The following is a 13,624-nucleotide window of genomic DNA, read 5'->3' on the forward strand; positions in this document are numbered from 1 at the left end:
CGCCTTTACTGGAATACTCAGCTCTCCTCTTCCGGTCCGGGGACGCCCGTTCCTTCCGCAGCCCGCTGAAGCTCTTCCGACAGGGGCACTTTGTGAAGGCGGAGGGCGTCGAAAAGCCTTCCGGCCCCAGGAATGTTCGAGCACAGGAACCGCTCCGATCCCCCGTCCCTGAAAAAGAATTCGATACCCCAGTCCGTCCGTCCCGACAGCAGGAGCGCCTGTCCCATCATGCGCCAGTTGGCGAGTCCCGCGATGAACATGATGGTCCGCAGCCACTTCGGGGGCCTGTAATCCACGAAACCGGCGGACGCGATGTCGGAGAAGGCGATACGGCGGTCCTTTCCCAGGACGGTCAGGAACAGTGCATCGGGGGAAATCTGCAGGGCGAAGGAAGCATACTTCGCCGTCCAGTACAGGATGGAGGCGAAGATCAGCCCCATGGCCCAGAAGACCAGGGTGAACCAGGCGCTGCCGTTCAGGAAATCAAGGAATGAGGCCTGGTTGAAGATATGAACGCCCAGAACCAGGGGAAGCCCGAAAAAGAACCCCGTCATGGCGAAGGAAAGAACATCGGGAAGGATGACCGCGGACCATCTTGGGTACACGATGGCCCCGGGCGGAAATTTTCTGCGGGGGAGAAACAGGTAGAATACGGCTCCAAGGAGAAGGGGCCACGGGGCGAGGGAGCGGTACGGCCGGACCAGTCCCCGTGGGGCGCCGTTGTCCAGGGCCGTACCAGGTCCCTCCGCGGTCATGGCAAGAAACCTGGGGCCGTCGGGGAAAGAGTGCTTCAGATAGGCAAAGGTCTCTCCCCTTTCGGCCATTCCTGAAAGAAGAGAAGCGAAGGGTTCCTCATCTTCGTGGTAATACAGGCTTTTCCGGTAGGTCTCCCCGGCTTCCCTCCACGCCGTCGGCGGATACCCGGGAGCTGCCGCGGCCCCGGTGAAGATCCCGGGCCAGAGTTCTCCCTCCACGGCCAGGAGGCGTTTGTCCGTTTGTGAATCGATAAATCCGGCGATAGTACGGAAGGGCGTGACCGACCGGATAAACCGGCCTCCCGCCGCCTCGGCGCCGAACAGCCCCTGGGTCGGGCTGTACTGGGAGCGGTACTCCTTCCCCATGTCCACGGAATACAGGCGAACGAAAACGCCGTCCCTCGGGACAAAAAACATCAGGATGGCAAGGAAGAGGAGGCACAGCGTTCCGAGCCTGCGGTACAGCTCTTTCATGCGATCCACCCCGTTTCTTTCCCCGTGCCCTTCACGGCAGCTCCACTTCCGTCCATGCGGACCCTCCGCCCGGACGCCGGAAAAATCCCGCGGGGGTTCCGATCAGCGTTCCGCCGCCGGAAATCCCGATACAGGCCAGGACACGGGCATTGGACATATTTGTCTCCCGAAGGGAAAACCGCCCCGGAGACTCCCCGGGAACAAGCCGCACCACCCTCTCCCGGGCAACGGCGAGAAGGCCGTTCCCTTCGGCCGGGAAGATGTCCGTCAGGTATTCGAAGGGCGACCAGCTGAAACCGTCAATGGTCCCCTCTTCAGTCTCCCCTTCCGGAAGGGAGACATTCCACAGACCGGTCCTTGACACTCCCCAGAGTCTCCCGTCTTCGTCGAAGGCCAGGGAGCTGATCCCGTAGATCACGTAGATGTTCTTCCAGGTCAGCCCTCCGTCAAGGGAAACGGAAAACCCCCTGTCCGTACCGGCAGCCATGACCGTACCGTCGGGTGACTGAAGGGAAAAAACGTACTCTCCGTCCACATCCTCCACCTTCTGCCAGGCATAGCCGTCGGGAGACCGGTACAGCCCCTCTCCCGCAGTTCCCGCGAGAAATCCTCCGGCCGACGTCCATATAAGGGAGGTGAAGGGTTTTTCGGCGGGGAGCGGGATCTCCGTCCAGGAAAAGCCTCCGTCCCGGGAAAGAAGGAGGTTTCTTTCGGTTCCGGCGAACAGTCCGCCTTCGGGAACGGCGGCGAGAAACACCGTCCCGCTGTCTGCGCTTCCCCGGCGGGTCCAGCCCTTTCCGCCGTCAGATGAGGCAAAAAGCCCTCCGGACCGGGTGAGGGCAAGGAGACGGCCGCCTTCGCGGGCCAGTCCCATCACCGGGTCGGAAGGAAGAAGCGCCGTAACCGAAAAGCTCTCCCCGTCGGCCAGGAAGAGGCCGCCTGCGGCCGTTCCCGCCAGGACACCCTTACGGAAGGGAACGAGGACGGTGACGGACATCTCTTTCTCATTCCCGGCGGGAAAGGGGCTCCACGTTCTTCCGTCATCGGAGGAGACGAAGAGGCCCTGCTTGTGGGTTCCGGCCCAGAGCACCCCTTTTTCGTCAGCGGCGAGGGCCTGAACGGTACACAGAGGCGGCAGGCCTTCCGATGCACGGCTCCACTCTCCCCCTTCCTCCTTCCGGAAGACTCCCCCTTCGAGGGTTCCGGCGAACACCGTCCCTGTGGCGGAACTGCGGGCGAGGGCGAGGGGGAAGATGTTTTCGGGGCCCGGCTCTTCGAGGCTCCAGGTTCTTCCGCCGTCGCCCGAGAAAAGGATGCCCTTCCCGAAGACGGCGGCCCGGAGACGGCCCTTTCCTTCGTCCGACAGGTCCGCCACGAGGAAGGAACCGTCCTCACCCTCCGCCTTGGCCATCACGGGGTTGTCCGCGGCCGCCCAGTGGATGCCCGAATCCCAGAGGACTGTCACGTAAGTGCCGCCGGATGCGGGAAGAAAACGCCCGACCCTGCCGCCGCCCTTCATGGACTTCCAGGAAACTCCGCCGTCAGGTGACGTAAGAAGCTCGTCGAAAGCGGCGAGAAAGAGGGTGCCTTCAGGGGATACCGCCAGGGAAAAGAGATGGGAAGAGGGGAGGCTGCCGCCCAGGTTTTTCCAGCGTCTGCCTCCGTTGCCGGAAACAAAGAGACCTCCCTTTTCGGAGGTGAGGACATAGAGTTTTTCTCCGGGGCCCCGGGCTCCGCCGATAAGGGGAGCCCACGACTGTCCGGGGGCGGCCGCAGAGGAAAGGAACAGGCCGGACAGAATCAGGAGGACCGGAAAAAGAATTGCGCTCCGGCATCTCTTCCGGGAGGAACCATGGTCTGGGCCTCCGCTTCGAAAATGCTGTCCGCCTTGAACCATTCTCCCTTCACCTCCTCAGCGGGAAAAACCGGGGATTCCAGGACTGCGGGGACGTCACATGGCAAAATAGGCGAGGGCGACTGCCTGGATCACCGCCATCACAGGGAGCCCTATGGAAAATCTGGGGTGCTGCGTCTTGTGCCGGAACATCTTCATTCCCAGGAACGCTCCCGCTCCTCCGCCCATCAGGGCGACGAGCAGAAGGGTGTTCTCGGGTATCCGCCGGACCGACGCCTTTGCCATCAGCTTGTCCCATCCCATGAGGACAAAGGCGAACACATTCATTCCGAGAAAGGCGGGAAGAAATGCCGCCATTTCAGCGGCACTCCTTCCCGGGGGCTGCGGCCACTGAAGCTACTCCCCTTCCTTCCGGTGATCCGCTATGTACTTTACGATACCGTCTGGATTGGAGAAGCCCTTGATTGTGATTTCGTAGTCGTCCGTACCGGATGTGGCTATTCTTAAGGTTCCGAGATTGAGCATCCGCTCAAGAAGGGTCTTCGTAAGTTCCGTGGTTTTGATGTCCTGGATGAAGACCTTCTCTGAGGAAGTGAATAAAATGCCTTGGCTCTGAACAAGGTAATCAATGTGAAGCTTGAGCTTTATGCTCCTCCTGCGTATTTCCTGGATTCCTATGTTTGCGGCCGTCAGAAGGAGGCCCCACATGAGAAGCGTCCATTTGCCCACGTTCAGTCCGATCCCGGTGAGCATGTTCGGAAAAATGCTCGCCAGGATAAAGGGGGCGAGAAACACCAGGGTCGGAACAGCAAGAGGGTAAATAAAACCCGCTACCGAGGGGGAAAGAATATAATCAAACTCCGCTGCGTCTCCGCCCTCCGTCTTTGTCGCGCTCATGAACGTCTTCGCCATTTTTTGCATCGACTCCTTCCTGAGAGATTGCTCCATTGCCTATGAAGCAAAATGCCCTTCTCCCTTCCGGGAAAGGGAAACTTCAAAGAACGGCGTCCCTGGCGAACATTCTACCATGAGCCGGACTCTTTTTTCGGAAAAAGGCGGGGCATTCCAGAAGGTTTTTTTTCCGGGGCCAACTGGATATGGAACAGCCTGGGGAAAAAGTGTAGCATTTTTGCGCAACCATATGCAGGGAGGCTGAGACAATGATTTCCAAACAGCAGATGCTCCGGGCCCTTGCAGGGCTTCTTGCCGCCGCGGCGTTCATGTTTTTTTCCGGAGAGTCCTTCGCATCAGGGACGCTCAACGTGTACACCATCTGGTCCGAAAGATACGCCACCGCCGTCTTCGACGCGTTCACCCGCGATACGGGAGTGAAGGTGAATTTTCTCCGTTTTCCGTCGGGAGAAGTGCTCGCCCGTCTGGTGGCCGAAAAGAAAAATCCCCAGGTGGACGTCTTCTTCGGCGGTATTGCCGACGCCTTCGAGGCCGGAAAAAAGGAAGGCCTGTTCGAACCCTACGTTCCGAAGGGAGCCGAAGCCATACCTCAGCGATTCCGGGATCCTGACGGCTACTGGACGGGCGTGGCGGTGAACCCCATCTGTTTCATGACCGGCGGGGAGTTTCTCCGGAAACACGGCCTGCCTGCCCCCCGGTCCTGGCAGGATCTCCTCGCCCCGGCCTACCGGGACGGCCTGGTCATGGCGGACGCCAGGACCTCGGGAACCGCCGTCTCCCGTCTTTTCAGCCTCGTGCTGGCCATGGGGGAGGATAAAGCTTTCGCCTACCAGAAAAAGCTCGACGGAAACGTGCAGCAGTACACCAAGAGCGGCGCCGGGGGCGCCCTGCCCATCGCCAGGGGCCAGGCTGCAGGCGGAATCTTCTTCCTCGTGGATGCCCTCGAGATGCAGCAGACGGGCTACGACATCGTCATCAGCTATCCTGCCGAAGGGGTGGCCTACGGAGTGGAAGCCATGGGGCTCGTGCGGAACGGGAAGAATCCCGAGCTGGGCCGCCGCTTCCTCGACTGGGCCGCTACCCCCGCCATGCAGCGCCTGTACGAGGAAAACAGGATCAACCTCATCCCCACACACCCTGACGTTCCTCTCAGGAATCCCGCGCTGGACATGTCGGAGGTCAGGCTTCTCGACCTGGACATTCAATGGTCCGGAGAGAACAGGATGCGCCTCGTGGAACGCTGGGTGAACGAGGTCGTGAAATAAGGGAAAACACGCATGGTGAAAAGCACAGTTTTCCCGGCGGGGGAAGGACGGCTCTGCCATCGGCAGGGTTCCTTTCCTTTGCTGCTGTGCCGGTCCCACTGCCGCGAAAGGGTATAATACGGGAACGGATGCACCGTCCGCTGAAAAACGAATTCGGATTCCCAAAAACGGAGGAATGCCCATGCTGCAGCTCAACAGGAACGGCCTGAAGGACAGGGAAGCCTGGAAGAAAGCCGGTATTGCCCTTCCATCCTTCACCATCGAGGACATGGTCCGGGAAACGGAAACAACACCGGAGTGGGTCCATTTCGGCGCAGGGAACATCTTCCGGGTGTTTCCCGCACTGATGCAGCAGAAACTGCTGGACGCCGGGCACGCGAAAACAGGCATTATAGCCGTAAAAACCTACGACTGGCAGACCATCGGAACCATGTACGCCCCCTTCGACAACCTGACCCTTGCGGTCATCATGGAACCGGACGGAAGGCTGGACATGACGGTGGTGGCCAGCATCTGCACCACCCTTGCGGGAGACCCTGCCTGCGAATGGGACTGGGAACGGCTTCAGGAGATTTTTCGGGAACCCTCCCTGAAGATGGTCAGCTTCACCATCACGGAAAAGGGCTACAGCCTGAGGACCCCTTCGGGAGAACTTTCCCCCGAAATCGCCGAAGATCTGAAAAAGGGGCCTTCGTCACCCGGGCACGCCATGTCGAAGACGGCGGCCCTCGCCTATGCCCGGTTCACGGCGGGAGGATTTCCCCTGGCCTTCGTGAGCATGGACAACTGTGCCCATAACGGAGACCGGCTGAAGGCATCCCTGGCGGAAATTGCCCGGGGATGGGCGGCCGGCGGTCTCGTGGAAGAGGAGTTCGTGCGGTGGCTCACAGAGTCGCCGAAGGTGTCCTTTCCCTGGACCATGATCGACAAGATCACTCCCCGTCCCTCCGAGAGGGTCCGGGACCGGCTCAACGCCCTGGGCCTGGGAACGGGAGACACCCTCCGCACGGAGAAGCACTCCTTCATCGCCCCCTTCGTGAATGCCGAGCGGCCCGAATACCTCGTGATCGAGGACAGCTTCCCCAACGGCCGGCCTCCCCTGGAGCTCGCCGGGGCCTACTTCACCGACCGGGAAACGGTGGACCGGGTGGAACGGATGAAGGTGGGCACGTGCCTGAACCCCCTCCATACCGCCCTGGCGGTCTTCGGCTGCCTGCTGGGGTACACCCTCATCGCCGACGAAATGAAGGACCCCGACCTGAAGCGGCTGGTGGAAAAAATCGGCTACGCCGAGGGAATTCCCGTGGCGGAGGACCCGGGCATCATCCACCCCCTCGACTTCCTGAGGGAGGTCATCGAGGAGCGGCTCCCCAACCCGAACATTCCCGACGCCCCCCAGAGAATCGCCATGGACACGTCCCAGAAAGTGGGCATCCGGTTCGGCGGCACCATCAGGGCCTACAGGGACAGGGAGGGGCTGGATCCGGCGGACCTGACCTTCATTCCTCTGACCCTGGCCGCCTGGTGCCGCTATCTCATGGGACTGAACGACCGGGGCGAGGAGATGGCCCTGAGCCCTGACCCCCTCCTGGAAAGCCTCAGGCCTCATTTTGCTCCGGTCCGCCTCGGAGAGCCGGATAGGGCGAAGGGTGTTCTCCGCCCTATCCTCTCCGACCGGGGAATCTTCTCCGTGGATCTGTATGAGGTGGGGCTCGGCGGGAAGATCGAAGGCTATTTCGCCGAAATGATCGCCGGACCGGGCGCCGTGAGAGCTACCCTCAGGAAACACCTCGGATAATGAACAGGGGGGAACCTGCCGGTTCCCCCCTGTTTTATCCTTTTCCTTTTTCTTCAGCAATGGCCGCCTTTCTCCCTCTCAAGGGCTTCCCAGAGCCCGGAAAGGTACATGGCGCCGAGGGCCCTGTCGTACAGGCCATACCCCGGCTTTCCCGTTTCGCCCCAGATCATCCTGCCGTGGTCCGGGCGCATGGGTCCCGAAAAACCCGTATCGGAATAGGCCTTCATCACGGCATGCATGTCGAGGCTCCCGGACCCCGTGGGGTGGGCTGACTCATGGAAGCTTCCCTTCCCGGTGATTTTGACGTTTCTCACGTGGGCGAAATGGATGCGCCCCATGGAACCGAATTTCCGGATTATCGCAGAAAGATCGTTCCGCGGATGCGCCCCCAGGGATCCCGTGCAGACGCTCAGACCGTTGTTCGGGCTGTCGGCGAGCTTCAGGACCCTGTCGAGGGCCGCTTCGTCCCGGATGATCCGGGGAAGGCCGAAGATGGACCAGGGCGGATCGTCCGGGTGGAGGGCCATTTTTACGCCCGCTTCTTCCGCCGCTGGGATGACCTTTTCAAGAAAATATCCCAGGTTCTCCCAGAGTCCTTCCTCGCTGAGGTCCCTGTAGGCATCGAGCAGGCCTCTCAGTTCTGCGGCGTCATAGGACGTGCTCCAGCCCGGAAGTCCCTCCGTCCCGTTGGAAAGGTCCATCGCCAGAATCTCGGCGTCGTCGTAGGAGAGGGCGTTGGAACCGTCGGCCAGGGGAAAGGCCATGTTGGAGCGGGTCCAGTCGAAGACGGGCATGAAGTTGTAGCACAGCACGGGAATGCCTGCCTCTCCCATATTCCTGATGGAGCGCCGGTACTTGTCGATAAGGGCGTCCCTGTCGGGACGCCCGAGCTTGATGTTCTCGTGAACGGGGATGCTCTCAATGGCGGAGAGGACAAAACCCTTTTTCTCCACCGCCGCCCTGAGGTCCCGCAGTTTCTCCAGGGGCCAGGTCTCGCCTTGGGGAACATCGTACAGTGCGCTGACGATCCCCCGGACAACGGGGATCTGCCTGATTTTGTCAATGGTGACGGGGTCGCTTTCCCCGTACCATCGGAAAGACATTATCATGGTTCTATGACGTTCCTCACTTTACTTTCGATTTTACGCCGGAATCCCCTGATCTTCTATCTGCTGAACAGCAGGTTGGGAAGCCACGTGGACAGGGCGGGAATGTAGGAAACCAGAAAGAGCACGAAAATGCTCACCGCGAGGAAGGGCATGTTCGCCCTCGAAATTCTGCTGATGGAAATCTTGCCGATGCTCGACGCCACGAAGAGGCACACGCCCACGGGAGGCGTGGTGAGTCCGATCATGAGGTTCAGGACGGCGATCATGGAAAAGTGGATCGGGTCGATTCCCACCTGGAGGGCCACCGCCAGCAGCGTCGGGAAGAGGGTGAGCAGCGCAGCGATGGTCTCCATGAAGGTCCCCACGAAGAGGAGCAGAAGATTGATCATCAGGATGATAAGGAACTTGTTTTTCGTTATCCCGAGGAGGAAATCCGCCACCATCTGGGGGATCTGTTCGCTGGTAAGGATCCACGCGAAGAGGTTGGCGAGACCGACAAGGACGATGATGGACGCTGTGGTGATCGAGGCCTCGAGGAGCAGCATGGGAAGATCCCTGAAAGAAAGGCCCTTGTAGACGAAAATCCCCACCACCACCGCGTAAAGACAGGCCACCATGGCTGCCTCGGTGGGGCTGAAAAAGCCGCCGACGATTCCGTAGAGGATGAGAATCGTGAGCATGAGAGCCCAGAAAGCCCCGGAAAACTCCCTGAAAAGCAGTCGGCGGGGCACTTTTTCACCCTTGGGGTAGTTTCTCTTCTTCGCGATGAAATAGGTCACGATCATCATGCCGATGCCGAGGAGCACGCCGGGGATGGCGCCGGCGATGAAGAGCCGTCCCACCGAGAGTCCGGTCAGGGTCCCCGCGATGATCATGGGCATACTCGGGGGGATGATGGGGCCGATGGTGGAGGATGCGGCGGTGACCGCGCAGGAGAAGTCCACGTCGTAGCCCTCTTTCTGCATGGCGGGGATGAGGATGGCGCCGAGGCTCGCCACGTCAGCCACCGCCGTTCCCGAAATGCCGGCGAAGATCATGGAAGCCACGATGTTGGCCTGGGCCAGCCCTCCCTGGATATGCCCCACGAGGGCGTTGCAGAACCGGATGATCCTATCGGAAATGCCGCCCCGGTTCATGAGGTTGCCCGCGAGGATGAAGCCGGGAATGCACAGGAGGACGAATACGTCGATACCGGAGTACATTTTCTGCGGTATCACCATGAGCGGAATGCCCGCCATCCACAGGTAGGCAAGGGAAGAAATCCCCAGGCAGAAGGCTATGGGAAGCCCCAAAAAGAGGAGCACCAGGAATACGATAAAGAGTGCGGCCACCATTTCAGTTTCCTCCCCCCGCTGCAAGGCGCACGTCCCGTACGACCGAGGCCAGCGAAAACAGGACCACCGTTCCCGACAGGACCGACATGGACGCGAAAATGTAGTGCATGGGAACCCTGAGGGACGCCGATGTCTGCATTCTGCCGATACCCAGGTTCTTCAGGGAATAATAGAACACCACGGCCATAAACCCCGCGACAAGAAGGTCGAGCAGGATCTGGAGCCACCTCTGCGCAGGCTTCGGCAGCATGTTCGTGAACACGTCCACGTTGACGAAGGCTTTCTCCCGGATGGCAAGTCCCGAGGCGAAACTCACCGTGTATATGAAAAGAAAGCGGGACGCCTCTTCCGTCCAGTGAGGGGACTTCGGCAGAAAGAGCCGGGCATACACCTGGAGGAGCACCACCCCCACCAGGCCGAGGAATGAAAGGATGGAGCCGAGCTCAAGCACACGGCCGAAAAGTGACCAAAGTTTTCTCATGACTGCCTTTCCTCATCTCTCGCCAGGGATAACGGCCCCGGGGCCCTTCAGAAAGGGGGCCCCGGGGCCGTGCAGAATATTACTGGATGGCAACGATCTTCTTGTACATCTCCTGAAGTTCCGGAGAGAGGAACTTGAGGACCGCGGGCTCGGCGACCTTCATGAAGGCGGCCTTGTCGACCTCGACGAAGGTCATTCCCTTGTCCTTGAGATCCTGGACAAGCTGGTCCTGCTCGGCCCTGAAGAGCTGGCGCTCGTAGGCCTGGGCTTCCTTGCCCGCCTCGAGAACGGCCGCCTGAATGTCCTTGGGCATGCTCTGGAACCTGTCCTCGCCGATGACGAGGTAAATCCAGCCGCGCACGTGCTCGGTCATGTTGACGAACTTCTGGACCTCGAAGAAGCTGGCGCTCTTGATCAGGTCATAGGGGTTCTCCTGGCCGTCGATGATGCCCTGCTGCAGGGAGGTGAACACCTCGGAGAAGGCCATGGGGGTGGGCTTGGCGCCGAGGGCTTCCCAGGTGGCCACGAAGAGGGGCACGTTGGGAACCCTGACCTTCAGGCCGTTCAGGTCCTCCGGCTTCCTGATCTCCCGGTTCGAGGTAAGGTTCCTGGCACCCCGCTCGAACCAGGACACGGGACGAAGGCGGACTTTCTCGATGACTTCCTTCTCGATCGCCTGTCCCACTTCACCCTCGACGATCTTCTCCATGTGGGCCGAGTCCCTGATCATGTAAGGAACGGCGATGAGGCCGCACAGGGGGGCCCAGTTCATCATGGACTCGCCGGTGATGAGCATGTCGACGATCCCGGACTGGATGTTGCCGATGACTTCCATTTCCTTTCCGAGCTGCTCGTTGGGGAAAACCTGGACCTTGACCCTGCCGTCGGTCTTCTGCTCCACAAGCTCGGCGAACTTCAACGATCCCTTGTGCCATGTGTGCTCGGTATTGGCAAGATGGCCGAGCTTGAGAGTGTATTCAGGCTTCTTTTCGGCAAAAGCGCCGGTGGCGAAAACTACAGAAACGAGAAGTGCCGCCGCAACAAGAAGTGCAATCCTTTTCATGGAATCTTTCTCCTTTCAGTAACCGAATCCTGCCTTCCCCCGCAGGCTCTTGGGGGGTACCTCCGACCGCGGATGCAAAAAAGGACATAGAGGGCTTTCGTTCCTCACCTCCCCTGGGTGGTCCTGAAGTAGGAAGGATACTCCCTGCGGAGTTTCCCGAGATCGTAGTTCACCTTGGTCAGATGCTCGTTCACAGCCTCGCGGGCCTTCCAGTGGTTTCTGTTGCCTATCACATCGAGGAGGAATCGGTGCTGGGCAATGATTTTATCCCAGTTGGTGGCGTGAAGACTGAGCATCCGCACCCTGTCGAAATGAGAACTCATTTTCCGGATGGCTTCCCAGATCCTTTCCTTGCCGCAAGTGACGAACACGAGCCTGTGAAAATCCCCGTCCAGGGAAAAGAACCGTGAGGGGTTCCTCTCGTTCACGGCGAGCCGCTGGAGCTGAAGGTTCGCCTCGAGGGCTACCAGGTCTTCGGAAGACCGGACCTCGCAGGCAAGTTCCATGGTATGTGTTTCCAGGCACAACCTCATATATCTCCCTTCCTCCACCCTCTGTTCGTCCACCAGGGAGACGTAGGTCCCCTTCTGGGGGTAGACATCGAGCAGACCGTCCTGGGCAAGGCGGATGAAGGTTTCTCTCACGGGAGTCCGACTGATGCCCAGAGAGGAAGCGACGTCATTCTCCGACACTGCGGAACCCGGAGGAAGCACGAGGTTCACCAGGTTGTGGAGAATGGTGCGGAACGTCCAGTCCCGTACGGTCTCGCCGCATTCCTTTTCCAGAAGTTCAAGAGTGATCATGGGCCCCTCACTTTGAATACTAGGATACAAGCTGTTGCTGCTCAAAAAAACCTTTTTCCGTAAACGGGAAAACTATCTCCTATGAAAAGAGAAAAGTCAACATCAGTCTCATTTTTCAGAAAGGGAGGATGCGGGCAGGAGCCCCTTTTCCCCTGCCCGCTCCCGAACCTCATTTGTTCACGTTCTCTTCGAGCATTTTGTCGGAGAACATCACGTATCCCTTCACGGGCCCCCAGGTCCAGTCAGGGTTTTTCGGGCTGTAGGCTCCCAGGGTGAGCAGGAAGACACCGTCGCTCTTCTTCACCGCAGCCTGCACCGTCACCTGGCGGGTGGCCGTGAGCCGGAGCACCCTGTCCGCTCCCTCCTGGAAACGCCAGTCCTCTTTCCAGGCCGGGGAGACGATGTTCATCCGTAAAACCTCCGCGCCGGGATGCTCGGCCCCGATGGCGGCGGCGACGGCCTCCCGGATTGCCTCTCCCTCGGAGCCGCCGAATTTTTCAGGCAGCAGGCGGATTTTCTCCACCCTCTTCTCCCGGAGAAGGGCGCCTTCCTCCTCCAGCCGGGTATAGTCCGCCCTGGCCCCGGCAAGGTCCGGGTCGTCCTCCGGAAGGAAGACTGCCGCCTGATCGAGGGAATTCTGTATCCTCAGAAGCACGTCCCGGGAAAGGATATTGAACTCCTCGCCCCGCTCGGCCTTCGGGAGGTTTTCGGCAGTGAAGGCCCTGCCCCATTCGAGCTGGGACTTCGACTCGTCCAGGGCAGTTCTTCCCAGGCCTTCCAGGCCGGCTGAAAATTCGCCCAGCCTCCGCTCGATTTCCTTCGCCGTTTCGGCGAGGAGCTCCAGGGGCTCCTTCACTCCCGCACTCCTGTACTCTTCCAGGGCCGCCGCCGCCTCGCCGTGGATCCTGTGCCTCCGGGCCAGCTCCTCGGAGCTTATATCGAAGCCGGCATAGGAAACCATCTCCTTTTCGGGATCGAGATAGGGGGCGTCATCCATCCTTGACTTCGAGGCGACGAACGGCCGGAGCTTTTTCAGCCACTCCCCGCTCTCCTTCTCCCGTTCAGCCCGGGCGGCCTCCTCGGCTCCCTTTGAAGCCGATGCGGTGCCTTCCAGGGCCTCGAGCTCCTTCCGGGCCGCTTCCAGCCGTTCGACCTTCGGGGTCACGTCCGGATGGTCGCTGAAATCCGGGAATTCGGCCAGCAGCTTCCCGAGATTTTCCTCCGCCGGGGCCAGGGCCTCCCGCACTCTTGCGGGCAGCCGTGCAGGGTCCTGCTTGTCCCGGTCCGGTCCAAGTATGGTTTCAGTCCGCTTCAGGGCCCTGTCAGCCTCCATGAGATAGCGTCCCGCCGTGGCCGGAAGCCTCTTCGGCGCCGCTGCGGGTGTCGCGGGCTTTCCTGCCGGCGCTGCCTGGGACGCCCCTCCCCTTCGCTTTTCTATTTTCTCCGCGAGCTGGTCGATCCGTTTCTCCAGGGATGTCACCTGGCTGTTTGAGGGATCGGCCTCCTTCGCCGCCGTTATGGTCTCTTTCGCCCTGGTGACGGTCTCCCAGGCACTGTCCATTTTGCCTGACATGAAGTCCCTGTCGGCGCTCCTGAACAGGGTGTTCGCCTCGGATAGCAGCGCCTTGACGTCGGCCCCGAAGGAAATCCCCGGCAAGGCCGCCAGGCCTGCGATGATGATGCAAAGAGCCGCAAAAAGTCTCATGAATCGTTCCTCCCTTCGCTGTTTCGTGCCTTTGTGATAAGGAAATACCCCGCCGCTCCAAGGAAAAGGG

Annotated in this window: 12 protein-coding genes; 2 read left to right on the forward strand and 10 right to left on the reverse strand. The window is 60.2% G+C overall.

Annotated elements, in window-relative coordinates:
* Positions 1-17: 17 nt before the first annotated feature.
* Genes C8D99_RS03095 through C8D99_RS03110 form a run of 4 tightly spaced genes read right to left on the reverse strand, consistent with a single transcriptional unit; the run spans position 18 to position 3,996 of the window.
* The gene (locus C8D99_RS03095; RefSeq protein WP_133956276.1) at positions 18-1,238 is read right to left on the reverse strand and encodes a hypothetical protein; all 1,221 of its coding nucleotides are present in this window, start codon (positions 1,236-1,238) and stop codon (positions 18-20) included.
* Between the two features lie 22 nt (positions 1,239-1,260).
* Positions 1,261-3,126 (reverse strand): ligand-binding sensor domain-containing protein, encoded by a 1,866-nt coding sequence (locus tag C8D99_RS03100; protein WP_133956278.1) that lies wholly within the window; start codon positions 3,124-3,126, stop codon positions 1,261-1,263.
* A 54-nt stretch (positions 3,127-3,180) separates the two neighbouring features.
* Positions 3,181-3,441: a DUF1294 domain-containing protein gene (locus C8D99_RS03105; protein WP_133956280.1), complete on the reverse strand. Its 261-nt coding sequence runs from the start codon at positions 3,439-3,441 to the stop codon at positions 3,181-3,183.
* A 39-nt stretch (positions 3,442-3,480) separates the two neighbouring features.
* Positions 3,481-3,996, reverse strand: coding sequence for a PH domain-containing protein (locus C8D99_RS03110; protein WP_166669974.1), 516 nt, complete (start codon positions 3,994-3,996; stop codon positions 3,481-3,483).
* A gap of 248 nt (positions 3,997-4,244) precedes the next feature.
* Between C8D99_RS03110 and C8D99_RS03115 the strand changes: the two genes are divergently transcribed.
* Both C8D99_RS03115 and C8D99_RS03120 read left to right on the forward strand, forming a co-directional pair.
* Complete coding sequence (locus C8D99_RS03115) at positions 4,245-5,261, forward strand: ABC transporter substrate-binding protein (protein WP_243833817.1); 1,017 nt, start codon at positions 4,245-4,247, stop codon at positions 5,259-5,261.
* Positions 5,262-5,442: 181 nt separating this feature from the next.
* A complete protein-coding gene (locus C8D99_RS03120; RefSeq protein WP_133956284.1) occupies positions 5,443-7,059 on the forward strand; it encodes a mannitol dehydrogenase family protein in 1,617 nt (538 codons plus the stop codon).
* Between the two features lie 53 nt (positions 7,060-7,112).
* Here C8D99_RS03120 and uxuA read toward each other — a convergent pair whose 3' ends face one another.
* The 6 genes from uxuA to C8D99_RS03150 all read right to left on the reverse strand — a co-directional run bounded on the left by uxuA (position 7,113) and on the right by C8D99_RS03150 (position 13,554).
* Positions 7,113-8,162: a mannonate dehydratase gene (gene uxuA, locus C8D99_RS03125; protein ID WP_243833818.1), complete on the reverse strand. Its 1,050-nt coding sequence runs from the start codon at positions 8,160-8,162 to the stop codon at positions 7,113-7,115.
* Between the two features lie 62 nt (positions 8,163-8,224).
* The gene (locus C8D99_RS03130; protein ID WP_133956288.1) at positions 8,225-9,502 is read right to left on the reverse strand and encodes a TRAP transporter large permease; all 1,278 of its coding nucleotides are present in this window, start codon (positions 9,500-9,502) and stop codon (positions 8,225-8,227) included.
* 1 nt (position 9,503) lies between these two features.
* Positions 9,504-9,983, reverse strand: a complete 480-nt coding sequence (locus tag C8D99_RS03135; RefSeq protein WP_133956290.1) for a TRAP transporter small permease — start codon at positions 9,981-9,983, stop codon at positions 9,504-9,506.
* A 79-nt stretch (positions 9,984-10,062) separates the two neighbouring features.
* The gene (locus C8D99_RS03140) at positions 10,063-11,046 is read right to left on the reverse strand and encodes a TRAP transporter substrate-binding protein (RefSeq protein WP_133956292.1); all 984 of its coding nucleotides are present in this window, start codon (positions 11,044-11,046) and stop codon (positions 10,063-10,065) included.
* 104 nt (positions 11,047-11,150) lie between these two features.
* Positions 11,151-11,849, reverse strand: a complete 699-nt coding sequence (locus tag C8D99_RS03145) for a GntR family transcriptional regulator (protein ID WP_133956294.1) — start codon at positions 11,847-11,849, stop codon at positions 11,151-11,153.
* A 169-nt stretch (positions 11,850-12,018) separates the two neighbouring features.
* Complete coding sequence (locus C8D99_RS03150; protein ID WP_133956296.1) at positions 12,019-13,554, reverse strand: hypothetical protein; 1,536 nt, start codon at positions 13,552-13,554, stop codon at positions 12,019-12,021.
* Between the last annotated feature and the right edge of the window lie 70 nt (positions 13,555-13,624).

Source organism: Aminivibrio pyruvatiphilus, assembly GCF_004366815.1.
In the GTDB taxonomy this organism is placed as follows: Bacteria; Synergistota; Synergistia; order Synergistales; family Aminobacteriaceae; genus Aminivibrio; species Aminivibrio pyruvatiphilus.